Origin of the sequence: Sphingopyxis witflariensis (genome assembly GCF_002205635.1) — a bacterium.
Classification (GTDB): Bacteria; Pseudomonadota; Alphaproteobacteria; order Sphingomonadales; family Sphingomonadaceae; genus Sphingopyxis; species Sphingopyxis witflariensis.
In genome coordinates, this window is record NZ_NISJ01000002.1 from 413,178 (window position 1) to 439,438 (window position 26,261).

The following is a 26,261-nucleotide window of genomic DNA, read 5'->3' on the forward strand; positions in this document are numbered from 1 at the left end:
CAATGTCGCGCCTTTTCATCGACCGGCCGATCTTTGCATGGGTCCTCGCCATCATCGTCATGCTGGGGGGCGCAGGCGCGCTTTTCTCGCTGCCGGTCGAACAATATCCCGATATCGCCCCGGCGCAGGTCAATATCCGCGCCTCCTATCCGGGCGCCTCGGCCGAAACGATCGAGAATAGCGTCACCCAGATTCTCGAGCAGCAGCTGACCGGGATCGACGGGCTGCTCTATTTCAGTTCGCAGTCGAGCTCGCGCGGACAGGCGAGCATCACCGCAATCTTCGAAAAGGGCACCGACCCCGACATCGCGCAGGTGCAGGTCCAGAACAAGATTCAGGCAGCGATCTCGCGTCTGCCGCAGCAGGTACAGCAACAGGGCATACGCGTCACCAAGTCCAATTCGGACACGCTGCTGCTCGTCGGTGTCTATGATTCGACCAATACCCGGGTGAATCAGGACGTCTCCGACTATATGGCGTCGAACATTCAGGACCCGCTATCGCGTGTCGAGGGGGTCGGCGAAGTCAATATCTTCGGTGCCCCGCACGCGATGCGTATCTGGCTGAATCCCCAGCGGCTCGCCGCCGTATCGCTGATGCCAGGCGATGTCATTTCGGCGATCACCGCGCAGAACAGCGAAGTCGCAGCCGGCGATGTCGGTGGCCTCCCGGCACCGCAGGGCCAGATGCTCAACGCGACGGTGACGGCCCAGTCGCGGATGCAAACTGTCGAAGAGTTCGAGAATATCATCCTCAAGACGCTCTCCGACGGGTCGAGCGTGCGGATAAAGGATGTGGCGCGCGTCGAGATCGGCGCCGAAAGCTATGCCGTCGTCAGCCGCATCAACGGCCATCCCGGCGCAGGCATGTCGATCTCACTGTCACCGGGGTCCGACGCGCTCGAAACCGCCGACCGGGTCAAAGCACGCATGGCGGAACTCGCCGCCGACTTTCCCGACGGCCTGACCTATAGCTATGCCAATGACGCGACCACCTTCATCAAATTGTCCGTCAGCGAGGTGCAGAAATCGCTGTTCGAGGCGATCCTGCTCGTCATCCTCGTCATGTTCGTCTTTCTACAAAGCTGGCGCGCAGTCCTGATCCCGGCGATCGCGGTGCCTGTCGTGTTGCTCGGCACCTTCGGCATTTTCTATATGGCAGGATTCAGCATCAACACACTGACCCTGTTCGGCCTGACGCTGGCCATTGGCCTGCTCGTCGACGATGCCATCGTCGTCGTCGAAAATGTCGAGCGGCTGATGGAAGAAAATCCTGAGATGTCGGCGCGCGAAGCGACAATCCAGTCGATGCAGGAATTGCAGGTTGCGCTGATCGCGATCGCGCTCGTCCTGTCGGCGGTGTTCCTTCCGATGGCCTTTTTCGGTGGATCGACCGGCGTCATTTATCGGCAATTCTCGATCACCATTGTCTCGGCAATGGCGCTGTCGGTGCTCGTCGCGCTGATCCTGAGCCCTGCGCTGACCTCCAGCCTGCTCAAGCCAAAGACGCATGGCGAGGTTGCTTCCCCGGACGGCCGTTTTGCGGGTGCGCGCGCGCTGCTCGAACGCGCGAAGAACGGCTTCAACACCCGCTTCGACGACATGGTGAACCGTTATGTGGGCAGCGTCAGTGCAGTCGTCGACCGCAAGTGGATCTTCCTTGGCATTTATGCCGTCATACTGGTTCTGCTCGCCGTTCTTTTCCTGCGCCTGCCAAGCGGATTTCTGCCCAATGAGGATCAGGGGCGCGTCCAGGTCCAGTTCCGCTTGCCCGCGGGCGCGACGCAGCAGCGCACGCTCGAGGTGCGCGACGCGATCGAAAATTACTTCATGACCCATGAAAAGGCCAACACGCAGGCGCTGTTCCTGATCGCCGGCGGCGGCGGCGGCGGGGCGGCGGGTCAGAATACAGGTCAGGGCTTCGTCAACCTCACCCATTGGGACGACCGGCCGGGGAAGGAGAACACCGCCGACGCCATCGTCGACCGCGCGCGCAAGGCGTTCAGCGGTCTCCGCGACGCCCAGATTTTTGCGCTGGTTCCCGGGGCGGTGCGCGGGCTTGGCGACACGTCGGGCTTTACGATGGAATTGCAGAATCGCGGCGGCCTGTCGCGCGACCAATTTGTCGAAGCGCGCGACCGCCTGCTCGCCATGGCCAATACCAGTCCCCGGCTGACGTCGGTGCGCCTGAGCGACCTGCCCGACGTCGCGACGCTGAAGGTCGATATCAATACCCAGCGGCTGACCGCCTATGGCCTCAGCAACAGCGACGTGAACAACACGCTCGCGACCGCATGGGGCGGGCGATACGTCAACGACTTCATCGACAAGGGCCGCGTCAAACGCGTCTATGTCCAGGGCGACGCGCCCTATCGCGCCAAACCCGAAGACCTCGCGCAATGGTATGTCCGCTCGTCGGCGGGGGACATGTCGCCTTTCTCCGCTTTCTCGCAAATCGGCTGGTCAACGACCCCCTCCACCACCTCGCGCTTTCAGGGCGTGTCCGCCTTCGAAATCTCCGGCCAGCCCGCGCCCGGCACCAGTTCGGGCCAGGCGATGGATGAAATGGAAGCGTTGGCGGCTCAAATCCCCGGCACCAGCGTCGCCTGGTCGGGCTCCTCCTATCAGGAGCGGTTGTCATCGGGGCAGGCCCCCCTGCTCTACGGGATTTCGCTGCTCGTCGTCTTCCTCTGCCTCGCGGCGCTTTACGAAAGCTGGTCGATCCCGTTTGCCGTGATCCTGGTCATTCCCCTTGGCCTGATCGGCGCGATCTTTGCCGTAACGCTGCGTGGGCTGGAAAATGACGTCTATCTGCAGATCGGCCTGCTCACGACGATGGGACTCGCGGCGAAAAATGCGATCCTGATGATCGAGTTCGCCGAGCAGGAAGAGCGCAAGGGCAAGCGCGTGATCGAGGCGGCGATTACCGCCGCGCGCATCCGTCTGCGCCCGATTTTGATGACGAGTTTCGCCTTCATCTTCGGCGTGCTGCCGCTCGCCATCGCGACCGGCGCCGGCGCGAACAGTCGCGTCGCGATCGGCACGTCGGTGATCGGCGGTATGCTGACCGCAGCGTTCCTCGCCATCTTCTTCATCCCGCTTTTCTTCGTCCTTGTCCGCCGCGGTGTGCGCGATGGGCTCGCTGCCGTGCGCGACCGGTTCGGAAAAAAGAAGGATGATCGGGAGGCACTGACGTGACGCCCCTTCGCATCCTGCTGCTCGCCGGCCCGCTGACTCTCGCGGGCTGTTCGCTCGCGCCCAAGACGGTGCTGCCGCCCCCGCCGGTGGCGGAATCATGGCCGGTCGGTGACGCCTATCTGCTGCAAAGCGAAGCGATGCTGCCGATCCTCTCCTACAAGCAGGTGTTCACCGACCCGCGCCTGCAGGCGCTGACCGAACAGGCGCTCATCAACAATCGCGATCTGCGGATCGCCTTTGCCAATGTTGCCGCGGCGCGCGCGCAGGTGCGCGTTACGCGGTCGGGGCAGTTTCCCGTTGTCGGCGTCAGCGCGGGCGCGGGTTATGGCGAAAGCACCGGCGCGAGCAGCGGTAGCGGCGATTTCTCGCTGCGCGGCGGCATCACCGCGTTCGAACTCGACTTGTTCGGCAAGCTCGCCAACGCAACCGAGGCCGACCGCAATCGCGCGCTGGGCACCGAGGCCGCATCTCGCACGGTGCGGATCGGGTTGATCGCCGATCTGGCGCAGGCGTGGGCGAGCTATGGCGCCGACCGCGACCTGCTCGCCATCGCGCAGCAGACCGCGGCCAACGCCCGCGAGAATGTCCGGTTGACCCGCGCCCGGCTCGACGGCGGCGTCGCGCCGCGCACCGACCTGCGTCAGGCCGAGCAGATTTTGGCAACCGCCGAGGATGCGATCGCCCAGCAGACGAGCGCGCTCGCACAGGATGAAAATCTCATCCGCCTGCTCGTCGGCGGAGACGTCGATCGGGCGCTGCTCCCCGCCGGGCTCGCCGAAGTGACGCCGTCGATCGTTTCGCTTCCTGCCGGGGTCCGCTCCGACATATTGCTCCGCCGCCCCGATGTGATCGAGGCCGAATATGGGCTGCGCGCGGCCAATGCGAATATCGGCGTCGCGCGCGCGCGGCTGTTCCCTTCGATTTCGCTGACCGGGCTGCTCGGTTTCGCCAGCGACGCGCTCGGCGGACTGTTCGACGGCGGGGCGTTCAACTGGTCGGCGGGCGGCGACGCCACCGCCACCCTCTTCGACGCCGGCGGCCGCCGCGCCGGGGTCGCGGTCAGCGAAGCGCAGCGCGACGCCGCGCTCGCGGGTTATGAGGGCGCAATCCAGACCGCATTTCGCGAAGTCGCCGACGCACTCGCGGTGCAGGGAACGATTTCCGAACGCGTGCGCGCCGCGGCGGCAAACAGCGAAGCCGCCGCCGACACCGCGATGCTCACCGACGCGCGCTACAAGGGCGGAGTCGACAGCTTCCTTTCCAGCCTCGACGCCCAGCGCAGCCTCTATGCCGCGCGGCGCAGCGAGATTGCGACCCAATTGTTGCTTGTCCAGACGCGCGTCGCGCTGTTCCGCGCACTCGGCGGCGATAGCGGCGCGGGGACGCAAGCGCCCTAACTCCCTTCGTCATCCCGGACTTGATCCGGCGTCCATGCGGCGCGGCGGCTGTGGATGCCGGATCGAGTCCGGGGTGACGAACCCGACCTGACTCTTCTTGACAAGCGCCACCCCAAAAGCGCTAATGGAACATATCAGGAACAAAATCATGCGCGAGTCGTCTCCCCTACTCGCCGGGCTGCGGCAACGCGTCGCCCGGCTGGCCGCCAGTGGCGGCCCGGAAAGCCACCGCGCCGACGGCTGGCTGGCGACCGGGCATGACGCGCTCGATGCGGCGCTTGGCGGCGGTCTCGCGGCGGGACGGGTGCATGAATTTTTCGCTACCGACCCCCTCGATGCCGCAAACGCCGCAGCCTTTGCCGCGCTGCTCGTGCTGCGCGGCGGCGGCACGGCGCCGCTGCTGTGGCTGCGCACCAGCGATGCCGGGCGGCGTGCGGGACAGCTTTATGCGCCGGGGATTGCCGATCTGGGCAGCGACCCCGACCGATTGCTGCTGGTCGAGGTCAGCGACGCAAAAGCCTTGCTCGCCTGCGCCAACGATGCCGCGCGCTGCCCCGGATCGGCCGCCGTCGTCGTCGAAAGCTGGGGACGGCTCCCCGCGCTCGATCTGACCGCGGGCCGGCGGCTCGCGCTCGGCGCGCGCGATGCCGGGGTGACCTTGTTCTTCCTGCGGATCGATGCCGAGCCGGTGCCGAGCGCCGCCGAAACACGCTGGAGCATCGCCGCAGCCGAATCGCGCGAGATGGAGGCCGCCGCGCCGGGGGCGCCCGCCTTTGATCTGGAATTGCTCCGCTGGCGTGCGGGCCCTGCGGGGATGCGCTGGCGGCTGGAGTGGAATGGTGATGAACAAATCTTCCGGGAAGCGGCGCTATCTGGCGCTGTTCTTCCCCTATCTGCCCGCCGAGCGATGGTGCCGCGCGGCGCCGCAGCCGCCTGACGCCCCGCTCGTCTTTGTCGAAAAACAGCGTGGCGCGCTTCGCCTCGCGAGCGTCGACGCGCGCGCGCAGGCGCTTGGCCTTGGCGTCGGAATGGCCTTTGCCGATGCGCGGGCGCGCGTGCAGGAACTTCTCGCCGTACCGCACGAGCCCGCCGCCGACGAGCAGTGGCTCGACCGGCTGGCGCAAGGATGCGGCCGTTACACTCCGCTGGTCGCGCTCGATCATCCCGACGGGCTGATCCTCGACATCGGCGGCGCCGCGCATCTGTTCGGCGGCGAAGCGGGGCTGGTCGCCGATCTTGAGGCCCGCATCACCGGGCTCGGCATGACATTGCGCCATGCAAGCGCAGGCAACCCCGATGCAGCGCGCGCGCTTGCACGTTACCAGATGCTACCCGCCCCCGACGAAGCGGCGGCGATCCGGCGCCTGCCCGTCGCAGCGCTCGAACTCGATGACGAGGCGACGACAGGGCTCGTCCGCGCGGGACTGAAGACGATCGGCGACCTTGGCGCGCGACCGATGGCGAATATCGCCGCACGCTTCGGCGCCGACGCCGCGACCGCGCTGCGCCGTATTCTCGGCGATGCCGCCAGCCCGCTCGACCCGCGCCAGGCGCTGCCGCCGGTGGCCGCCGAACGCCGCTTCGCCGAGCCCATCGCGAGCATGCCCCATGCCACGAAAATCCTGGGCGAGCTGGTCGGCGAAGTGGGTGAGGAACTCACCCGGCGCGGCAAGGGCGGGCGCCATTTCCGCGCGACCTTCTTTCGCAGCGACGGCCTCGCGCGCGGAATCGAGATCGAGACCGGCCACCCGACGCGCGATGTCGCGCTCGCGATGCGACTGTTTGCCGAACGGATGGACGTACTGCGCGACCCGCTCGACCCCGGTTTCGGTTTCGACATGATCCGCCTTGCCGTCCCGCGGATTGAGGCACTGGGCGCAACGCAGCTCAAGCTCGAAGGCGGCGCGGTGCAGGATGCGGCGGTGGACGCGCTCGTCGACCGGCTGGCGACGCGGCTCGGGCGCGGGCGGGTACGGCAGTTTCGGCCCGCCGACACCCATATCCCCGAGCAGGCGCAGCTCGAGCTGCCCGCGATCGACGCCGCACCTCCATCACCCTGGCCCAGACCCGAAGCTGGCGAGCCGCCGACGCGCCCCATCTATCTTTTCGACCCGCCGCAGCCGATCGAGGTGATCGCCGAAGTTCCCGACGGCCCCCCACACCGTTTCCGCTGGCGCCGCGCGACCCACGCGATCCGCCGTTTCGAAGGCCCCGAACGCATCGCCGCCGAATGGTGGCGGCGCCGCGACAATGGCGGGCTGACGCGCGACTATTATCGCGTCGAGGATGTGCAGGGCCGCCGTTACTGGCTGTTCCGCCACGGGCTGTACGAGGAAAAGGACGATCCGCGCTGGTATATCCACGGGCTGTTCGCATGACCGACACCCCCGCCCCCGAACCGGCGTTCGCCGAACTGGTCGCCGCGACCAATTACAGCTTCCTGCGCGGCGCATCGCATCCCGCGGACATGGTCGCCGAAGCGATGCGCCTCGGCATGGCAGGCATCGGCATCGCCGACCGGAACAGCGTCGCAGGGGTGGTGCGGGCGTGGGCCTTTCTGAAGGAACAGCAGGTGAAGCTGGGCGATACGATGCCGGACTTTCAGCTGGTGACCGGGGCACGGCTCGTCTTTGCCGACGGCACCCCCGACATCATCGCCTATCCGACCAGTCGCCATGGCTGGGGACGGCTGACCCGCCTGCTCTCGACCGGAAATTTGCGCGCGCAAAAGGGCGATTGCATCCTGCATCTGGAAGATCTTCTCGAACATTGTGACGACTTGCTGCTGATTGCGACGGGCGGCGATGCCGCCCTGCTCCGCAAGCTCAAACAGGCGCGGCGCAAGTCGGTGTGGCTGGCGGCAACCATGTCACGGTCAGGAGCCGATGCGCGGCGACTGATCGAACTTGAGAAGTTGTCCGCCGCAACAGGCGTTCCGCTGCTTGCCACCAACGATGCGCTCTATGCGACGATCGCGCAGCGCCCCTTGCACGACATCATGACCAGTATCCGCGAAGGGACGACGATCCAGAAAGCCGGCAAACTGCTTCGCGCCAATGCCGAACGCTATCTGAAGACGCCCGCCGAAATGAAGCGGCTGTTCGAGGGTCATCCAAAACCGATCAAGGAAAGCGCGAAGCTGCTCGCGCGCATCGGCTTTCGGCTCGACGACCTGCGCTATGAATATCCGCACGAGCCGGTGCCGCCGGGGTGGAAACCCACCCCCTATCTCCTCCATCTCGTGAAAACGGCGGCAGAGAAACGCTATGGCACACCGCTGCCCACCAAGGCCCGCAAGCTGATCGCCGACGAAATTCGACTGATCCACAAGCGGCGCTATGCTTATTATTTCCTCACCGTCCACGATCTCGTCCGCTTCGCCCGCGCGCAGGAGCCGCCGATCCTGTGCCAGGGACGCGGTTCGGCGGCCAATTCGATCGTCTGCTTTCTGCTCGGCGTGACTTCGGTCGATCCGATCGAACATAAGCTGCTCTTTTCACGCTTCGTCTCGGCCGAACGCGACGAGCCGCCCGATATCGACGTCGATTTCGAACATGAGCGGCGCGAGGAAGTGATCCAGTATATCTATGCGCGTTATGGCCGCGACCGCGCCGCGATCGCCGCGACCGTCATCCATTATCGCCCGCGCAGCACGATCCGCGAGGTCGGCAAGGCGCTGGGCTTCAGCGAAGATGTCACCGCGCGGCTCGCCGATACGAGCTGGGGGAGTTGGGGTGATGAGGTGCCGGTCGAGCGCTTCATCGAAGCAGGGCTCAACCCGCACAATGGCGAGGTCCAGCGATTGCACCGCTTCGTCGGTGAATTACTGGAAGCGCCGCGCCACCTGTCGCAGCATGTCGGCGGCTTTGTCCTTACCGAAGGGCGGCTCGACGAGCTGGTGCCGATCCACAATGCCGCGATGGACGACCGCACCTTCATCGAGTGGGACAAGGACGATATCGACGCGTTGGGGTTGATGAAGGTCGATGTGCTCGCGCTCGGCATGCTCACCTGCATCCGCAAATGCTTCGACCTGATGCGCGACCATGGATTGGGCGACAAGACGTTGGAGCTCGACATCGATGCCAAGGATCCTGCCGTTTACGGGATGCTTCAGCGGGGCGACAGTATCGGCGTGTTTCAGGTCGAGAGCCGCGCGCAGATCAATATGTTGCCGCGTCTGCGCCCGAAGATATTCTACGATCTGGTCGTTCAGGTCGCGATCGTTCGCCCCGGCCCGATCGAGGGTGACATGGTGCATCCCTATCTGCGCCGGCGGAATGGAGAGGAAGAGATCGAATATCCCTCGCCCGCTCCGCAATATCCCCAGGATGAGTTGGTCGAAGTTCTAGGCGACACCTTTGGCGTTCCGCTGTTTCAGGAACAGGCGATGAAGCTCGCGATCGTCGCGGCGGGCTTTACCCCTGAGGAAGCGAACGGCTTGCGCCGCGCGATGGCGACTTTCCGCAACGTCGGCACAATCGAGAATTTCCGCGACAAGATGGTCGGCGGCATGGTCGCGCGCGGATATAAACAGGATTTTGCACAGCGCTGTTTCAAGCAGATCGAGGGGTTCGGCAGCTACGGCTTTCCCGAAAGCCACGCCCAATCCTTTGCGCGGCTCGTCTATGTGTCGTCATGGATCAAGCATTACCACCCCGCCGTCTTCGCCTGCGGCCTGCTCAATTCGCAGCCGATGGGCTTTTACGCCCCCGCGCAGCTCGTTCGCGATGCGCAGGAGCATGGGGTCGAGGTGCGCGAGGTCGACGTCAATGCCAGCGGTTGGGATAATAGTCTTGAGCGCCGCGATGACGGCGCGCTCGCGCTGCGGCTCGGATTTCGCCAGATCGACGGGTTTCGCGAGCTTTGGGCGACGCAGATCGTCGCCGCTCGCACCGTCCCCTTCGCCAGTGTCGAGGAACTCGCCCGCCGCGCGAACCTCCCTTCGCGCGCGCTGCGCCTGCTCGCCGATGCCGATGCCTGCCGCTCGATGGGGCTCGATCGGCGCCCCGCGCTCTGGGATGCGCGGCGGGTACAGCAAGGGGTGTTACCCCTGTTCGGCGCCGCCGAAGCCGACGAACTGGGCATCGAGGTCGACGCGCAGTTACCCGCCACCCCGCTCGTCGAACAGGTGCTGACCGATTATCAAATGACGCGCCTGTCGCTGAAAGGGCATCCGATGGCGTTCCTGCGCCCTGCCTTCGCGGCGGAAGGCGTGTTGAGTTGCACCGCGGCCTCGGCGGCGAAAAATGGTTCGATCGTCCGCACCGCTGGCGTCGTGCTGATCCGCCAGCGGCCCGGCAAGGGCAATGCGGTCTTCATCACGATCGAGGATGAGGGCGGGATCGTCAACATCCTGCTCTGGGCGCGCCATTTCGAACGCTATCGCCGCGCCGTCATGGCGTCGCGGCTGATGCTGGCGGAGGGCGAGGTGCAGCGGAGCAAGGAGGGCGTCGTCCATCTGATGGCGACGCGGATCGTCGATCGCACCCATATGCTCGACGGTCTGGGCGACGGAGTACCCGTGCGCCCGGAACTGGCCCACGCCGACGAGATCGCGCGTCCACAGGCGCCGCGCGGGCATGCGCAACGTCACGGCCATCCGCGCGACGTCCGCATCCTGCCCAAGTCACGCGATTTTCATTGAAGGGCCATTTGCCGCCCGATGCCAGACGCAAAAAAAGACACCCCGGTCGTGGGGGACCGGGGTGTCGGATCAGGCTATCAAAGGGACCAGCCAAATTTAGCCTGAATTGGAGTGGCTCGGCTTAGCCGCGGAGCAGGTTCATCACGCCCTGCTGGCTCTGGTTTGCCTGAGCCAGCATCGCGGTCGATGCCTGCGACAGGATGCCAGCGGCGGCAAGCTTCGTCGATTCGGCCGAGAAATCGGCGTCTTCGATGCGCGACTTGGCGTCTGCCAGATTGGTGACGGTCGACGTCAGATTGTCGACAGTCGCCTCAAGGCGGTTCTGCTGCGCACCGAGGTTGGCGCGCTGCGTGGCAACCGTCTGGATCGCCAGATCAAGCGTTGCCAGCGCGCCCGAGGCGTTGGTTTCGAAGTCGAGCGCATTGACACCGAGCGCCGTCGCCCGAAGATCGGCGATACCGATTTCGACCGTCTGGCCCGTGTCGAGACCCGTCTGGATCGAGACCACGGTACCGAGGGTGGTACCGGCGCCGGCGCCGTCAAGATCGGTCGTGCCGTTGAGCAGGCTGGTACCATTGAAGGTTGTGCGAGTGGCGATGTCGCCGATTTGCGCTACCAGCGCATCCACTTCGACCTGGATCGCCTCTTTATCTTCCGTGCCATTGGTACCGGTCGAGGCCTGAACCGCCAGTTCGCGCATGCGAACGAGGATGTTCGAGATATTGCCCATCGCGCCTTCGGCGGTCTGCGACAGCGAAATGCCGTCGTTGGCGTTGCGCACGGCCTGGTTCAGGCCGCGGACATTGGCGTCCATGCGGGTTGCGATGGCGAGGCCGGCGGCGTCGTCCTTCGCGCTGTTGATGCGCTTGCCGCTCGACAGGCGTTCCATCGCCTGCGACTGCATCTTGTTGGCAACGCGCGAGTTATTCTGGGCGCGAAGCGCGCTCACATTGGTGTTGATAACGGTCATGATGTTCCTTTCCGGCCCGAAGGCCATTCGCATGGCGTGCGAGTGGGTACGCTTCTGCCGTCCAGTAACGGCAGACAGCGGCAGCGATTAAGCGGCACGCATAAAAAGCCGCAGAACCCTCTCTTCGCCCAAATCTGCAAGACACGGCCCCAAAGATGCCCCGGTCGTGGGGGACCGGGGCGTCGGATCAGGCTATCAAAGGGATCAACCAGATATAGCCTGAATTGGAGTGGCTCGGCTTAGCCGCGGAGCAGGTTCATCACGCCCTGCTGGCTCTGGTTTGCCTGAGCGAGCATCGCGGTCGATGCCTGCGACAGGATGCCAGCGGCGGCAAGCTTCGTCGATTCGGCCGAGAAATCGGCGTCTTCGATGCGCGACTTGGCGTCTGCCAAATTGGTGACGGTCGACGTCAGATTGTCGACAGTCGCCTCAAGGCGGTTCTGCTGCGCACCGAGGTTGGCGCGCTGCGTGGCAACCGTCTGGATCGCCGCATCGAGAGCGCTGAGCGCATCCGAAGCACCCGCGACATCCGAAAGGTCGATATCCTCAACCAGCAAGGCGGTGACGGCCGGCGGGCCCGCAGCGGCCGCACGGCCCAGAGCGGAGGCGCTGAGGTCGGCGATTGTGATCGTTACCTTCTCACCCGAGTTGACGCCCGTCTGGATGTCGATCGGTGTCGTCGTCGCGCTGCCATCGAGCAGCTTGGTGCCGTTGAAGGTGGTGCGGTCCGTAATGTCCCCAATCTGCGCGATCAGCGCCGTGATTTCGGTCTGCACCGCATCGCGATCGTCGTCGCCGTTGGTACCGTTGGCCGCCTGGACAGCCAGTTCGCGCATGCGGACGAGGATGTTCGAGATATTGCCCATCGCGCCTTCGGCGGTCTGCGACAGCGAAATGCCGTCGTTGGCGTTGCGCACAGCCTGGTTCAGGCCGCGAACATTGGCGTCCATGCGGGTTGCGATGGCGAGGCCGGCGGCGTCGTCCTTCGCGCTGTTGATGCGCTTGCCGCTCGACAGGCGTTCCATCGCCTGCGACTGCATCTTGTTGGCAACACGCGAGTTGTTCTGGGCGCGAAGCGCGCTCACATTGGTGTTGATGACGGTCATAATGATCCTTTCCGGCCTCGATGGCCATTCCCGTAATGTGAGGGCTCGAGGAGCGGTCACGAAAGTCAGTAACGGCGATCGGTGGCAGCGCTTAAGCCCGCCCCGTCAAAAAAATGCCATGCGTCCGCGCAAGTTGAGAGAGGTTTCGCACATACCGTTGAAAATGCGTCATTAAACATTCTGGCACGGCCTTTGCATTGTTCTTTGCGAGCGGCGCACAGCTGCACCCCAGAACGGATGAAAAGATAATGAGCACGATTGACCAGAGCCGGCTGTTGTTGATGCGCAGTTCGATCCTCAATCAGAATGTAGCGCTGCAACGCGCCGCCGGCCGCGGCGCGGCGGGTGGAGCCGAAGGCGCCGAGGGAGGCGCCGATTTCAGCACCGCGATCAACAATGCACTGCAACAGGTCAACGCCCAGCAGACCAAGGCGAGCGAGCTGACCGAATCCTATGAGCGCGGCGACACGCATGACATCGTCAGCGTGATGATCGAACGGCAGAAAGCCTCGCTTGGTTTCGAAACCACGCTGCAGGTGCGCAACAAGCTGCTCTCCGCTTACCGCGACATCATGAACATGCCGGTATAATCCGATGGCCGACGCACAGATGCTCACCCCGATCGATGCCGGACATGCGAACCGCCTGATCGGCGCGACGCTTGGCGATCGCCTCGCGCCGCTGCGCCAGTTCGCGCAGCAACCGGCGGTGCAGCGTGCGCTGCCCGCCATCGCCACCACCACCGCGATCGGCATCGCTGCCTTCGCCTATTTCCTCAGCCAGTCGGCGCCGCAGGCCCAGTTGTTTGCCGGTCTGGCCGACGCCGACAAATCTGCGGTCGCCGACGCGCTCCAGACCTCCGGCATCGCGCACAGCATCGATCCGGTGACGGGCGCGCTGACTGTCGATGCCGACAAGCTCCATCAGGCACGTATCGCGCTTGCCGGTCAGGGCCTGCCCAAGGCGCAGCCCGACGGCGACAGCCTGATCGCGGCGCTGCCGATGGGGTCGAGCCGCGCGATCGAGGGAGAAACGCTCCGCGCCGCGCGCGAAGCCGAACTGTCGCGCACAATCGAAGCCATCGATTCCGTGAAAAGCGCCCGCGTCCATGTCGCCGCCGCCGAACCCAGCCTGTTCGTCCGTGAGGACAAACCCGCTACCGCGTCGGTCATGCTGACGCTGCAAAACGGCCGATCGCTCAGCGAAGGTCAGGTGCAGGCAATCCGCTTCCTCGTCGCTTCGTCGGTTCCCGGCATGAACGCCGATCAGGTGTCGGTGATCGACCAGCGCGGCGCGCTGTTGTCCGACACTGCGACATCGACCGACATGAAAGCGTTCCAGCTCCAGACCCAGATTGAGGACCGCTTCCGCCGCGCGCTCGACACGTTGCTCAGCCCGATGCTCGGCGCCGGAAATTTCAGCGTCGAGGTCCATGCCGACGTCGACATGTCGGAAAGCCAGGCGACACGCGAAAGCTTCCCCGAAAATGATCGCGCGCTCACCAGCGAACAAATCACTCGGCAGGTCAGCGGTCAGGCTCCGCCCCCCGCCGTCGGCATCCCGGGCGCGCTGTCGAACCAGCCGCCGCAGGCGACGACGATCGGGGCGACGGCCCCGGTTCCGGCGCCCGCCGGTGCGCCCGAAACGCAGAGCAATGAAAATGCCCAGCGTGCCTATGAAGTCGGCCGCGAGATTTCGGTGACCCATCAGCCGCAGGGTCGCGTTCGCCGCGTCTCGGTCGCCGTTGCGCTCAATCAGGGTACGAAGGCGCTGACGCAGGCCGACATGATGAAGATCGACAGCCTGGTAAAGGGCGCAGTGGGTTTCGACGTCGCACGCGGCGACCTGATCGCGATCAGCCAGCGCCCGTTCGTGAAAGTCGAAGACACCACCCCGGCATTCTACGATGCCCCTTGGTTCATGCCGTTGATCACGCAGGTCGGCGCCATCCTTGCCGCACTGCTCGTCTTCCTGTTCATCGGCCGCCCGCTGATCCGCGCCGCCAAAGCGCGTGCCGCAGCCCGCGCCGAACAGACCGCCGCGATCGAGGAAACCTTGCTCACCGCGACCAGCGGCCGTCCTGCGCTCGAAAACGGCCGCCGCGAAATCACCCTCGACATGATCGAAGCCGCGCCGAGCTATGAAGCCCGCGCCAACCTCGTTCGTGCCTTTGTCCGCCAGGATTCGGCTCGCGCCGCGCTGGTCGTTCGCCAGCTGATGCAGGAGGGCGCCCGTGCCTGACGCCGCCGACACCCTATTGGGCATGCCCGCCAAAGCCAAACCCGCGATCGAAGGATCGGCCGCCGCCGCCATCCTCCTGATGCTGCTCGACGAAAGCGAAGCGGCAACGATCCTGAAACAACTCGACCCCGAAGAAGTCCGCCACCTCGCCAAGGCGATGTTCGATACGGCCAACGCCAGCGAACATCAGATCGAACAGGCGCTCGACCGCTTCGTGCTCCGCAGCCGCGACGTCAGCGCACTCGCGATCGGCGCAGACAGCCGCATCCGCACCGTGATCCACGAAGCGGTCGGCAATGTCCGCGCCGACAATATCCTCGCCGCCGTCGCGCCGCAGTCGAGCGCCGCGTCGCTCGAAATGCTGCGCTGGATGGACGTCGAGGCGATCAGCGGGCTGCTCGCCAGCGAACATCCGCAGGTCGGCGCGCTGATCCTGTCGGTGCTGATCCCCGATGTCGCCGCCCGCGCGATCGAAACCCTCGACGAAGTGCTGCAGGCCGATCTGGTGCTGCGCGCCGCGCAGCTGACCTCGGTCCCCGCCGCGGCGATCGAGGATCTGGAATCGGTGCTCGCCAGCGCCAATGCCGACGGCCAGCGCGTTGCCAAGCAGACGATCGGCGGCCCGAGCGACGTCGCCAAGATCATGAAGAAAATGCCGAAGCAGCTTTCGGAACGCACGATCCGCGCGCTCAAAAAGACCGACAAGCTGCTTGCGCAGGCGATCGAGGAAGAAATGTTCATCTTCGAGAACCTCCGCGATCTCGACAAAAAGAGCCTCAGCACAGTGCTGCGCGCAGTCGAAGCCGCCGAACTCGCGATCGCGCTCAAGGGCACCGACGAAGAGATGGTCGACCTGTGCCTCGCCACCATGTCGCAGCGCGCGTCGGAAACGATCCGCGACGAAATGGCCGAAATGACGATGGTCAAGCGCACCGACGTCGACGAAGCGCAAAAGGCGATCATGATGGTCGTGCGCCAGATGGCCGCCGCGGGCGAAATCATGATCGCAGGCGGAGGCGACGATTATGTCTGATCGTTTTCCCGAAACCGGCTTCGCCGCCGGCGCGCTCGGTGATGCAATGGCGCGCAAGGGCGGTTTCCGGCCGCTGAACTTCGCACCCGAAACCCCCGACGCCGATATGGACCATGAAATGGCCGATATCATCGTAGCCGACGATCCCTATGCCCTCGGCCTCGCCGAAGGCCAGCGGCTCGCCGAATCCTCCTATGCCGCCGAACGCCACCAGCTGCTCGCCTTGCTCGCCGGTGCCGAGGCGCTGCAGGACGAACCGAGCGAGGAACTGGCGCAGCTGATCGCCGAAACCGTGGAACGGCTGGTTCGCCAGATCGTCGACACCGCGCCGATCGACGCCGCCTGGCTCCAGGCGCAGGCCGAAACCGCTGCGGCGCTCGTCGCCGAAGCCGACAAGGCACGCACCCTGTGGGTCAACCCCGCCGACGCCGCGCTGCTCGTCGATTGCCCCTTCCGCCTGCCCGTCGAAGCCGACGCCACGATGAAGCGCGGCACCGTCCGCATCGAAACCTCGGCGGGCTGGATCGAACATGGCCGCGCCGTCTATCTCGACGAACTGCGCGCCGCGCTCGGCGGCGCCGGAGACGGTGCATGACCCGCCGCCTGTCCCTGTCGGCGCGCCAGTTGCTCGATCCGATCGATCTCACCGACGCGAGTCCGCGCCGCATCGGCACGCTCGTCTCGCACGAAGGCATTATGCTCGAAGTGTCGGGCTTTCCCCAGCCGCTCGGCAGCAATGTCCGCATCAAGTCGGCGAACAATGAATATGTGAACGGCGAAGTCGTCGGCTTTCGCGGCCACCGCAGCCTCGTCCTGCCGTTCGACGCCAACATGCCGCTCGTCACGGGGGCACCCGTTGAACCGCATGGCGCGTCGGGCATGGTCGCGTGCGGCAAGGCGCTGCTCGGCCGCATCATCGACGCGCAGGGCAACCCGCTCGACGGCCGCCCACCGATCAAATCGCAATTCCAGTGGCCGCTCGCCGGGCGCAAGACCAATCCGCTGCGCCGCGGCCGCGTGACCAAGCCGCTCAACATGGGCGTCCGCGCGATCAACGGCCTGCTCACCGTCGGCGAAGGCCAACGCGTCGCGATCATCGCGGGCTCGGGCGTCGGCAAGTCGGTGCTGATGGGTCAGATGATCGCTGGTACCGAATGCGATGTCATCGTCGTCGGGCTGATCGGCGAACGCAGTCGCGAGGTCAGCGATTTCGTCGAAACCAAGCTGCCCCCCGAAGTCCGCAAAAAGGCCGTCGTCGTCGCGGTTCCCGCCGACCATCCGCCGCTGCTACGTCTGCGCGCCGCGATGCGCGCGACCGCGATTGCCGAAGCCTTCCGCGCCGACGGCAAAAAGGTGCTGCTGCTGATCGACAGCCTGACCCGCGTCGCCCATGCGCAGCGCGAGATCGGTCTGACGCTGGGCGAACCGCCGACGATGAAGGGCTATCCGCCCTCGGTCTTCGCGCTGATCCCCTCGCTGTGCGAGCGCGCCGGTATCGACCGCGAAACCGGCGGCTCGGTCACCGCGCTCTACACCGTCCTCGCCGATGGCGGCGACATTGACGATCCCGTCGTCGACAGCGCCCGCGCGATCGTCGACGGCCATATCATCCTGTCACGCACCATGGCCGAACAGGGCGTCTATCCCGCTATCGACGTCGCGCGTTCGCTGTCGCGCACGATGGTCGATTCGGTCGACGCCCCCCATGCCGCCGCCGCCGCACGCTTTCGCCAGCTGTGGTCGGCCTATGAAGAGAACCGCGATCTGATGCTGATGGGCGCCTATGTCGCCGGCACCGATCCGGTGCTCGACGAAGCCATCTCCCGGCGCGCCGACCAGCTCGCTTTCGTTTCGCAACCCGCCGCCGCGCAGGTCGATTTCCAGGCCTCGCGCCAAATACTGATCGAAGGATATACCGCATGAACGCCCGCACCGAACGCCGCAAACGGATCATTCGCGTGCGCTCCGTCGAACATCAGATGGCCGAAGCCAATCTCGCACGCGCCAATGGCGAACTTGCGAGTCTGGTCGAACTCGCCCGGCGTCTCGAAACGCTGCGCGTCGATCTGGCCATGGCCAAGGGCGCAGTTGCGGCCGGCGCACTCAACACGATCGGCGAGCTCGCGATGCGGCTCGACATCGCGCAGGAAAATCTGACCGCACCGCTCAGCAACGCCAGCGCGCGCCGCGACCATATGGGCGTGCTCGCCCAGAGCGCGATGGTCAAAGAAGAATCGGCGGTCCGCCTTTACGAACGCAGCCGCAAGGCAGCCGAAGTCGAACAGGAACGGCGCAGCGATGCCAACCGCCCGCACCGCGCCGGCGTCGGCATGCGCCTGCGCCTGATCGAAGGCGGTGCGGCATGATGAGCGCTCTGCCCCAGCCCGCGACCTCCCCGGCGCTCGCGACCTTTCTCGCGGCGATCGGGCAGGCGCCTGCCACCGGCGGCGAAGGCGGCAGCTTTAGCCAGCTGCTCGCCGCTACGCCCCAGCCAATGCTTGGCGATGGCCCGATCCCGGTCATCACCAAGCTCGAACTGCCGCAGGGCGGCGAAGGCATAACCCTGCCCCCCGCCGAAGCGATCGACGTCGAAGCCGCCGCAAAGCCGGCGGTCGCGAAAGACGCCGTACCCGCCGACACCGCGGCCGCGACGGCCGCCAGCCTGCTGATCGCGATCGCAGGCGCGGGCGCTGTCCCTGGAACGAAACCGGCGTCGACCCAGCCCGCCGGAACCACGCCGGAGACTGACGCCGAAGCGAGCGCCGAACCTGCGGCCGCGATCACCCTCGCCAGCGCCGAACCCGCCGTACCGGTGGCTGCCTGGTCGCCGATCGTCGCAGCATCGCCGACTGCCGGCAAATCCGCCAAGCCGACGGGTACCGCCGCAGCTTCGTCCGACGACATGACGTCATCTATCCCGGTTGCCGCGAAACAGGCTTCCGCTCCGCTCGCGACGCTCGCCGCGCTTCCGACCGAACCGCAGGCCGCCAAAGCCGCGCCTGCCGAAGCGTCAATGACCGTCCTGTTCACCCAGCCGGGTACGCAGGGTCCAGCCGCCCTCGGCGAAGCGGTGCAACCCGCGATCGTGACCGAGCGCACGCTTGATATTGGCAGCGACGACGCCTGGATCGACCAGCTGGCGCACGACATTGCGGCGGCCAAATCGACGACCGGTGACGTCAGCTTTCGCCTGATGCCGCGCCACCTCGGCCGTCTCGATGTCGCGATGCAAATGGGCGACGAGGGCGTGTCGCTGAAGCTCGACACCCAGCATGAAGCGACCGCAGTCATCGTCACCGCCGCGCAAACCCGCCTCGTCGAAGACCTGCGCCAGCAGGGCGTCCGCGTTGCGGGCGCCGAAGTGACCTGCACGCCGGGCGAAACCGGTCGTCAGTCGCAGCAGGGCCAGGGCCGCGGCGCCGCACAGGACGCCGTACATCTTATCGAAACCGCCACCGAACACGCAGAATCGCGTGACGAAGACCGCGCCGCCGACCGCCGCGGCCGCTTCGCCTGATCAGGAAAGATCCGACCATGACCAAGGATAAAATCGAAGCCGAGCCCAAAAAGGGCAAGTTCAAGAAGCTGATGATGATCGTCATCGGCGCCGCGGTTCTGATCGGCGCAGGCGCCGGTGCGGGCATGTATTTCGGCGTCGGCATGGCCGCGCATGCCGCCAAGCCCGAGGATAGCTATCCCAAGCTGGTGGTACGCAGCAGTAAGGACGAACCGCCCCCGGCCGAGGACAAAAAGGAAGAGGCGCCACCGAAGGTCGGCACCGTCGCGGTCCCCAACGACCGTTTCAAGGTCGATCCGCGCAAATATGAAATCACATATTATCCGATTACCGATGCGTTTACGACAAACCTTGCCGACGGGTCGGGTTTCCTGCAGGTGGGGATCAGCCTTTCCACCTTTTATGACGGCAAGGTTATCAATAATATCAAACGTCAGGCGGTGCCGATCCGCTCGGTTGTGCTTATGGTACTCGCCGAACAGGATCCGGTTTTGCTCTCGACATCGCAAGGAAAACAGCGATTACAGCGTCAGCTGACCGGCGCAGTCAATGGGGTTCTGCGCGAAAAGGAAGGCTTTGGGGGTATCGATAATGTCTATTTCACGAGCCTGGTCGTCCAGTGAAAGCTGACGCCAAACCGGTCAAGGCGGTCAAGGCGCCGGCAGCGAAGCAGCCGGCGTCGGACGCGTCCGACGCCAAGGCGTCGCTGCTGCTGCGCAAGACGGAGGGCAGCTATGCCTTTCCGGCGCTTGATACCGTCGCTAACCAGTTTGGCCGATCCTTGCGCGACCTGTTGCGCGCGCTCGGCGCAACGGCCATTCAGGTCGAGCGCGCCGGGGCGGAGCAGATGAGCTTTGCTGACTGGTGCGGCGTAGCCGCGCCGGCGATCTTCTGGCGCTACCACGCACCGCCGCTGAAAGGCCCCGTGCTGCTTTCCGCCGCGCGGCCGCTGATCCTTCAGCTGGTCGACATTTTCTATGGCGGCAAGGGCAAGCTTTCGGGCGAACGCGAAGACCTGACCGATGCCGAGGAACGCTTTGCCGCGCGGCTCGGCCGCGACATGGGAATCCAGCTCGCCGCCGCCTGGGGCGACAAGCTGCCGATCGAACCCGAACTCGACTGTGTCACCTGCGACAGCGCGAAGCTCGCCGCGGTGCGCGCCGACGACGAATTGCTCGTCCAGCGCTTCACCCTCCGTGGTGCGCCGTTCGAGGGCCGCACGGTCCTGTGCGCCTATCCGCTTGCGGCGCTGCGCGGGATCGCCGGCGCCGAACCCGTTCCCGAGGTGCGCGAAACGCATTCGGCCGACCCGGTATGGAGCGCGACGCTGAATAAGGCACTCCGCGATATCCGCCTGCCCGTCCGATCGGTGCTTGCGCGCCCCGAAATCAGCCTGGTGAAATTGCTTGGTCTCGAAGTGGGCGACGTCATCCCCTTCACCATGCCGCGCCATGTACCGGTGACCGTCGCGGGCCGTAACTTTGCCGTCGGCAGCATCGGCGAGGCCAATGGCAACGCCGCCATCATGATCGAACATATCGAAGAAGGACCGGACCATGACTGACATCAGCGAAGCCCCCGCGGCCGCGCGCCGCGAACGCCGCGATAATAAGGACATCGCATCGTCGCCCAATTTCGACCTGCTCGCCGGCGTATCGCTGCGCGTGTCGGTCGAGGTCGGATCGACATCGATGACCCTCGCCGAGCTGCTCGCCTTGTCGGAAGGCAGCGTGATCGAACTCGACCGCGCGGCGACCGACCTGCTCGACATTTATGCGAACGGCACCCTGATCGCGAAGGGCGAGATCGTCAGCGTCGACGGCCGCTATGGCATCCAGGTCGCCGAAGTCGTCGCTCCCGACCGCGGTCTGGGCGGCCTCGATCGGAGGAAATAATGTTCGAATATATCCTCCGCCTGCTGATCCTGCTGCCGATGATCGGCGGGCTGGCCTGGGGCAGCCTGTGGCTGTGGAAGCGCGTCCAGATGGGCGTGCCGCTGACCGGCGGCACCGCCAAGGCCCGTGCAATCCAGATGGTCGACGTGCTGCCGCTCGGCCCGGGGGCGAAGCTCGCGGTGGTCGAATTCGGCGGGCAACAGATTTTGATCGCGGTATCGCGGAATGGCATCACCCGCCTGGCCGACGACAGCCAGGGCGACTTTCATGTCGACTGATCGCAGCCGCTGGCTGCGGGGTGCGGCGCTGGTGGGCGGCCTCGCGTTGCTCGCCGCCGCGCCTGCTGCCTATGCGCAGGCGGCCGACGGGCTGAACCGCGCGGTCGCCGACATTGGTGGCGATGGCCGCCCGCTGTCGCTGTCGCTGCAAATTCTGGTGATGATGAGCCTGCTGACGGTGCTGCCGTCGCTCCTGCTCATGATGACCAGCTTCACCCGCATCATCATCGTGCTGTCGATCCTGCGCCACGCGCTGGGGTTGCAGCAGACTCCGCCGAACCAGGTGCTCGTCGGGCTCAGCCTCTTTCTCTCGCTGTTTATCATGCAACCTGTGATCAGCGAAGTGAACCGCGTCGCGATCGAACCCTATGGCCAGGAACAGATCGACATTGGCGAGGCTGTATCACGCTCGGGGGTCGCGCTCCATGGCTTCATGATGAAACAGACGCGCAAGTCGGACCTGATGATGTTCGCCAAGATCGCCAAGGCGCCAAGCTATGCGAGCCCGAAGGACGTGCCCTTCTCGATCCTGCTGCCCGCCTTCGTCACCAGCGAACTCAAGACCGCTTTCCAGATCGGCTTTCTGATCTTCCTGCCCTTCCTCGTCATCGATTTGATCGTCGCCTCGGCGCTGATGTCGCTGGGTATGATGATGCTATCGCCGATGATCATATCGATGCCCTTCAAGTTACTGCTCTTCGTCCTCGTCGACGGCTGGGCGCTGACGATGGGCTCGCTCGCTTCCTCCTTCGTGAGTTAGCGCGATGGAGGCCGACTATTTTATCGGGGTCGCGCAGCAGTCGCTGTGGATCCTCGCCCTCGCCTCGGCGCCACTGCTGCTGCCCGTGCTCGTCATCGGCGTGCTGCTCGGCATGGTGCAGGCCGCGACCTCGATCAACGAACAGACGCTGACCTTCGTCCCCAAACTGATCGTCGCCGCAATCTGCCTCGCGATTTTCGGCAGCAGCATCCTCGTGCTGCTCACCGATTTCACGCGCGAGATCTTCGCGCAAATTCCTGCCCTGGTGAAGTAAGCCGGGGATGAATCCCGCCGACATCCCGAATGTCGAGGCGATGCTTCAGCTGTGGATGCTGGGGATGATCCGCCCCGGCGCCGCCTTTCTGGCCGCGCCTGTGTTCGGTGCCGCCAATGTCCCGGTGCAGCTACGCCTCGTGATCGCGCTCGCGGTCGGCGTGCCCGCGGTCGCGGCGTCGGGGATGGCGCTGCCGCCCGAAGGCATCGTTTCCGTCCCCGGACTGCTGTTCATCATCGGTGAGGTGATGATCGGGCTCGGCATCGGTTTCGTGCTGCAAATGGGGCTGGCCGCCGCCTTGCTCGGCGGCGAGGCGATCAGCAACGCGATGGGGCTTGGTTTCGCGGCGATGGCCGATCCGATGAGCGGGCAGATGAGCTCGGCGATCGGACAATTCCTCTCGATGCTCGCGACCGCGCTCTTCCTCGCCGCCGATGGCCATCTGCTGCTGATCGACATTGTCGTGGAGAGCTATACCGCGCTACCTCCCGGTGGCGGCGGCCTGTCTTTCGAGGCGATCGGCGGCATCCTGCGCTTCGGCAGCCTGATGTTCGCCGCCGGGCTGACGATCGCGCTGCCGGTCGGCTTCGTCCTGATCATGGTGCAGATCATCATGGGCGTGATCGGCCGTTCGGCGCCCGCGCTCAACCTGTTCGCGGTCGGCATCCCCGCGACGCTTCTCGCGGGCGTCATCCTGCTTGCGATCGGGACGCCGGTGATGGCCGAGGCGATCGCGCGCATATTGTCGGACGCGCTCGAAGCCGCGCGCCGGATCTCTGGCGGCTGAGCCATGGCGGGGCAGACCGAAAAAGACCAGAAAACCGAACAGGCGACGCCGAAGAAGCGCGCCGATTCGACGCGCGAAGGCGATGTGCTGATGTCGCGCGAACTCGCGACCGCGCTGATGATGCTCGCCGCAGCCGGGTGGATCATCGCTGCCGGCGGCTGGTTCGTCCAGTCGGCTGGCGACCTGGTGCGCCGCGGGCTGACGCTGACCGCCGCCGATGTCGCCGATTTCGCCCCGGCCGAGGCGCTGCTGCGCAACGGGGTCGAGATATTGCTGCCGCTCGCCAGTCTGTTTGCGCTGGCGCTGGGCGCCGCGATCGCAGGACCGGCGCTGCTCGGCTCGTTCGGCTGGCGCGGCAAGGCGCTGGCGTTCAAGGGCAACCGCCTCAACCCGATGACCGGGCTCAAGCGCATGTTCGGAACGCAGGGGCTGGCCGAACTGGGCAAGGCGATCGCCAAGGTCCTGCTTCTGGGCCTCATCGGTTACTGGCTCATCGCGCGCAGCCTGCCCGCGATCATGTCGATGGCCGCGAGCGACCTCTCCTCCGCGATCGGCCTCGCCGGACAGGCGCTCGGCCATGCGATGCTCACCCTTTCGGGCGGGTTGGTCGTCATCGCGTTGATCGACGTGCCGGTGCAATGGTTCCAGCGCAACAAGCGGCTGATGATGAGCAAGCAGGAAATCAAGGAAGAGATGCGCCAGTCCGACGGCGCGCCCGAACTCAAACAGGCCCAGCGCCAGCGCGCCCACGAGATGATGAGCGGGTCAGCACGCAAGGCGGTGTCCGACGCCACCGTCATCCTGACCAACCCCGCCCATTTCTCGGTCGCGCTGCGCTATCGCCCCGGGGTCGATGCCGCGCCGGTCGTCGTCGCGCGCGGACGCGGCGACGTCGCACTGGCGATCCGCGAACTCGCGCGCGCGGTCGATGTCCCGATCCTCGAATATCCGCAGCTCGCCCGTGCGATTTATTTCACCGCGCGCGCCGGGCGGGTGATCCCCGAAGAATTGTTCGTCGCGGTGGCGACCGTCCTCGCCTTCGTCTTCCGCCTCGAACGCGCCGTCGCCGAAGGCACGCCGCCGCCCAGCGTCGATGTACCCGCGTCGCACCGCTTCGATCCCGACGGGCGCCGTCAAAGCTAAATTCGCTTAATGCCGTCCTCGCGCTGCCGTTAAGAGGTGCGAAGGAAATTGCCATGAGCTCAATCATCAACAGCCTCGGTGCCGGATCCGGGATCGATATCAAGCAGCTGGTCACCGACCTGTCCAACGCGTCGCGCGCGCCCAAAGTGGCGCGTATTTCGACCTTGGCGCAGCAAAATCAGGCGCGCATCAGCGCCGTCGCACAGGCGCGATCGGACCTTGACGGCTTCGCCGATTCGCTGGGCCAGATGGTCGCCGACGGTACATTGCGCAGCACCCCGACAGTGTCCGATGACAGCATTCTCGGCGCGACCGCACGCGCCGGCATTCATGCCGACAGCTTTGCCGCGACCGTTGTTGTCAACCAGCTTGCCCGCGCGCAGAGCACCTATACCGGCGTCGTCGCCGACCGTACCGCCGCCATCGGCACCGGCACAATGACGCTGACGGTCGGGGGCGTCGCCAAAACGATCACCATCGACGCCGCGAACAACAGCCTCGACGGCCTGGCCAATGCAATCAACGCCAGCGGCAGCGGCGTGACCGCGTCGATCATCGCCGACGAAGGCGGACATCGCATGATCCTGAAAGGCGCCTCGGGCGAAGCGAACGCCTTCACGCTGACCGCCGACGCCGGCGCAGAGCCCGGACTGGCGACCCTTGGCTATGGTCCCGGCGGCGGCATGACGCTGGGCCAGGGCGCCGCCAACGCCCAGTTCACCATCGACGGCGTGGCGTTCAGCCGCGCGAGCAATATCATCGACGACGTCGTTCCGGGCATGTCGCTGACGCTGAAAAAGGCGGCCCCCGGACAGCCGGTCGACATTGGCGCCAGCCGCCCGCTCGACATGATCAAACAGACGGTCGGCGATTTCGTCTCGGTCTATAACCAGATGAAAAAGAGCCTGGAGTCGGCGTCCAAAATGTCGGGGCCGACAAAGTCGCTGCAGGAACTCGAGCGCGAGCTGGCGAGTCTGGTCAGTAAGGTCCTCTCAAGCCATCCCAGCATCAACAAGCTGACCGACATCGGCATTTCGACGACGAAGGAAGGCCTTCTTTCCATCGACAGCAAAAAGCTGGACGCAGTGCTGGCATCCGATGCCGGCGCGGTCGAGGCGCTGTTCAACCCGCGACGCGACGCGACCCACACCGAGGCGACCGATCCCGGCATCGCCTTCGCTCTCGATGCGATCCGCGACAAGGCGGTCGCCACCGACGGTGTCATCGACCGCGTGTCGAAATCCCTGACCGAAAGCCGCGAAACGCTGACCGAGACGCTCGAAAAGATCGAGGTGCGCGAGGACGCCTATCGCAAGCGGCTCGAGAAGCAATATGGCTCGCTCGAGGCGCGGCTCGCAACGATCAAGGCGACGCAAACCTATCTCGAGCAGCAGATCAAACTCTGGACCAACTCGCGTAACGACTAAGGGCTTTGACCGTGGCAGCTACCGCTTCAACCGTCCGGGCGACCGGGCTTTATCGCCGATTGCAGCATGAAAGCCGTGCCGCGACCGCAAGCCCCGTCGAGCTGGTGACGATGCTCTATGACGAGCTGGAAACCGCGATCGGCGTTCTCGGCGCGATGGTGCGCCAGGGTCAACGCATTTCAGCGACCGATCCCGCGCACCGCGCGCGCGCGATCCTGATCGGGCTCGACGCCGGGCTCGATCATGAGGCAGGCGGCGATGTCGCAGGGGCCCTCTCGCGCGTCTATCGCAGCATGCGCCGCAAGCTCGACGAAGCCGTCGCGGCGAACAGCGAAGAAGCGCTGGCGGACCTGCTCGAAGGAATTTTGACGATCAGCTCCGCCTGGCGGCAATTGGGCTAGCGTTCGTCCAGAACATAGAAAAAGACATCGGCCCGCGCCGCCTGGGAATGGCGGCGCGGGCCGATGTCTTTAGGGCAAGGCAGGAAAAGTCCCCGCTGGTTACCCGGCCGCCCAGTGGGGATGGGCAGCCGGGTGATAGGGACGGACCAGAGTCCCCATTTTTTCAGCGGGTGCTGAAACTCTGAAAC

24 protein-coding genes are annotated in these 26,261 nt (G+C 65.4%); 22 read left to right on the plus strand and 2 right to left on the minus strand.

Translation table 11 applies throughout. From position 1 onward, the window contains the following. The first annotated feature begins 2 nt into the window (after positions 1–2). The 5 genes from CDQ91_RS05935 (at position 3) to CDQ91_RS05955 (ending at position 10,241) form a co-directional block, all read left to right on the plus strand. Entirely contained in the window at positions 3–3,197 is a 3,195-nt protein-coding gene (locus CDQ91_RS05935; RefSeq protein WP_088471781.1) for an efflux RND transporter permease subunit, read from the plus strand. After that, complete coding sequence (locus CDQ91_RS05940; RefSeq protein WP_088471782.1) at positions 3,194–4,594, plus strand: efflux transporter outer membrane subunit; 1,401 nt, start codon at positions 3,194–3,196, stop codon at positions 4,592–4,594. Before CDQ91_RS05935 ends, CDQ91_RS05940 begins: the two co-directional genes overlap by 4 nt. 148 nt (positions 4,595–4,742) lie before the next feature. After that, positions 4,743–5,531, plus strand: a complete 789-nt coding sequence (locus CDQ91_RS05945) for an ImuA family protein (protein WP_088471936.1) — start codon at positions 4,743–4,745, stop codon at positions 5,529–5,531. Continuing rightward, entirely contained in the window at positions 5,437–6,972 is a 1,536-nt protein-coding gene (locus CDQ91_RS05950; RefSeq protein ID WP_144036699.1) for a Y-family DNA polymerase, read from the plus strand. Before CDQ91_RS05945 ends, CDQ91_RS05950 begins: the two co-directional genes overlap by 95 nt. After that, entirely contained in the window at positions 6,969–10,241 is a 3,273-nt protein-coding gene (locus CDQ91_RS05955) for an error-prone DNA polymerase (RefSeq protein WP_088471783.1), read from the plus strand. Before CDQ91_RS05950 ends, CDQ91_RS05955 begins: the two co-directional genes overlap by 4 nt. A gap of 121 nt (positions 10,242–10,362) precedes the next feature. Here CDQ91_RS05955 and CDQ91_RS05960 read toward each other — a convergent pair whose 3' ends face one another. Both CDQ91_RS05960 and CDQ91_RS05965 read right to left on the minus strand, forming a co-directional pair. After that, a complete protein-coding gene (locus CDQ91_RS05960; protein WP_088471937.1) occupies positions 10,363–11,211 on the minus strand; it encodes a flagellin N-terminal helical domain-containing protein in 849 nt (282 codons plus the stop codon). 239 nt (positions 11,212–11,450) lie between these two features. Then, on the minus strand, positions 11,451–12,317 hold the full coding sequence (locus CDQ91_RS05965) for a flagellin N-terminal helical domain-containing protein (protein ID WP_088471784.1): 867 nt from the start codon (positions 12,315–12,317) through the stop codon (positions 11,451–11,453). 248 nt (positions 12,318–12,565) lie between these two features. Between CDQ91_RS05965 and fliE the strand changes: the two genes are divergently transcribed. From fliE to CDQ91_RS06050, 17 genes are read left to right on the plus strand one after another with little or no spacing between them, the layout of a single operon-like run. After that, the gene (gene fliE, locus CDQ91_RS05970; RefSeq protein ID WP_088471785.1) at positions 12,566–12,907 is read left to right on the plus strand and encodes a flagellar hook-basal body complex protein FliE; all 342 of its coding nucleotides are present in this window, start codon (positions 12,566–12,568) and stop codon (positions 12,905–12,907) included. A gap of 4 nt (positions 12,908–12,911) precedes the next feature. Next, positions 12,912–14,558 carry a flagellar basal-body MS-ring/collar protein FliF gene (gene fliF / locus CDQ91_RS05975; RefSeq protein WP_088471786.1) on the plus strand — a complete coding sequence of 549 codons (1,647 nt, stop codon included), beginning with the start codon at positions 12,912–12,914 and terminating at the stop codon, positions 14,556–14,558. Further along, positions 14,551–15,591: a flagellar motor switch protein FliG gene (fliG, locus tag CDQ91_RS05980; protein ID WP_237245839.1), complete on the plus strand. Its 1,041-nt coding sequence runs from the start codon at positions 14,551–14,553 to the stop codon at positions 15,589–15,591. Before fliF ends, fliG begins: the two co-directional genes overlap by 8 nt. Continuing rightward, positions 15,584–16,186, plus strand: a complete 603-nt coding sequence (locus CDQ91_RS05985) for a FliH/SctL family protein (protein ID WP_088471787.1) — start codon at positions 15,584–15,586, stop codon at positions 16,184–16,186. The genes fliG and CDQ91_RS05985 overlap by 8 nt, the downstream gene beginning before the upstream one ends. After that, entirely contained in the window at positions 16,183–17,514 is a 1,332-nt protein-coding gene (locus CDQ91_RS05990) for a FliI/YscN family ATPase (RefSeq protein ID WP_088471788.1), read from the plus strand. The genes CDQ91_RS05985 and CDQ91_RS05990 overlap by 4 nt, the downstream gene beginning before the upstream one ends. After that, positions 17,511–17,957: a hypothetical protein gene (locus CDQ91_RS05995; RefSeq protein ID WP_088471789.1), complete on the plus strand. Its 447-nt coding sequence runs from the start codon at positions 17,511–17,513 to the stop codon at positions 17,955–17,957. The genes CDQ91_RS05990 and CDQ91_RS05995 overlap by 4 nt, the downstream gene beginning before the upstream one ends. Then, positions 17,954–19,108 carry a flagellar hook-length control protein FliK gene (locus tag CDQ91_RS06000; RefSeq protein ID WP_088471790.1) on the plus strand — a complete coding sequence of 385 codons (1,155 nt, stop codon included), beginning with the start codon at positions 17,954–17,956 and terminating at the stop codon, positions 19,106–19,108. The genes CDQ91_RS05995 and CDQ91_RS06000 overlap by 4 nt, the downstream gene beginning before the upstream one ends. Positions 19,109–19,125: 17 nt before the next feature. Next, positions 19,126–19,731: a flagellar basal body-associated FliL family protein gene (locus CDQ91_RS06005; protein ID WP_088471791.1), complete on the plus strand. Its 606-nt coding sequence runs from the start codon at positions 19,126–19,128 to the stop codon at positions 19,729–19,731. After that, positions 19,728–20,672, plus strand: a complete 945-nt coding sequence (locus CDQ91_RS06010; protein WP_088471792.1) for a flagellar motor switch protein FliM — start codon at positions 19,728–19,730, stop codon at positions 20,670–20,672. Before CDQ91_RS06005 ends, CDQ91_RS06010 begins: the two co-directional genes overlap by 4 nt. Next, positions 20,665–21,003 carry a flagellar motor switch protein FliN gene (gene fliN / locus CDQ91_RS06015; RefSeq protein ID WP_088471793.1) on the plus strand — a complete coding sequence of 113 codons (339 nt, stop codon included), beginning with the start codon at positions 20,665–20,667 and terminating at the stop codon, positions 21,001–21,003. Before CDQ91_RS06010 ends, fliN begins: the two co-directional genes overlap by 8 nt. After that, positions 21,003–21,281, plus strand: coding sequence for a FliO/MopB family protein (locus CDQ91_RS06020; RefSeq protein WP_088471794.1), 279 nt, complete (start codon positions 21,003–21,005; stop codon positions 21,279–21,281). Before fliN ends, CDQ91_RS06020 begins: the two co-directional genes overlap by 1 nt. Beyond that, on the plus strand, positions 21,271–22,041 hold the full coding sequence (gene fliP / locus CDQ91_RS06025) for a flagellar type III secretion system pore protein FliP (protein WP_088471795.1): 771 nt from the start codon (positions 21,271–21,273) through the stop codon (positions 22,039–22,041). Before CDQ91_RS06020 ends, fliP begins: the two co-directional genes overlap by 11 nt. 4 nt (positions 22,042–22,045) lie before the next feature. After that, positions 22,046–22,315, plus strand: coding sequence for a flagellar biosynthetic protein FliQ (locus CDQ91_RS06030; protein WP_088471796.1), 270 nt, complete (start codon positions 22,046–22,048; stop codon positions 22,313–22,315). A gap of 7 nt (positions 22,316–22,322) precedes the next feature. Further along, a complete protein-coding gene (gene fliR, locus CDQ91_RS06035; RefSeq protein WP_088471797.1) occupies positions 22,323–23,102 on the plus strand; it encodes a flagellar biosynthetic protein FliR in 780 nt (259 codons plus the stop codon). 3 nt (positions 23,103–23,105) lie between these two features. Beyond that, the gene (locus CDQ91_RS06040; protein ID WP_088471798.1) at positions 23,106–24,245 is read left to right on the plus strand and encodes an EscU/YscU/HrcU family type III secretion system export apparatus switch protein; all 1,140 of its coding nucleotides are present in this window, start codon (positions 23,106–23,108) and stop codon (positions 24,243–24,245) included. A gap of 53 nt (positions 24,246–24,298) precedes the next feature. Further along, positions 24,299–25,672, plus strand: a complete 1,374-nt coding sequence (gene fliD, locus CDQ91_RS06045) for a flagellar filament capping protein FliD (protein WP_088471799.1) — start codon at positions 24,299–24,301, stop codon at positions 25,670–25,672. A gap of 11 nt (positions 25,673–25,683) precedes the next feature. Next, the gene (locus CDQ91_RS06050; RefSeq protein ID WP_088471939.1) at positions 25,684–26,073 is read left to right on the plus strand and encodes a flagellar export chaperone FliS; all 390 of its coding nucleotides are present in this window, start codon (positions 25,684–25,686) and stop codon (positions 26,071–26,073) included. Positions 26,074–26,261: the final 188 nt, after the last annotated feature.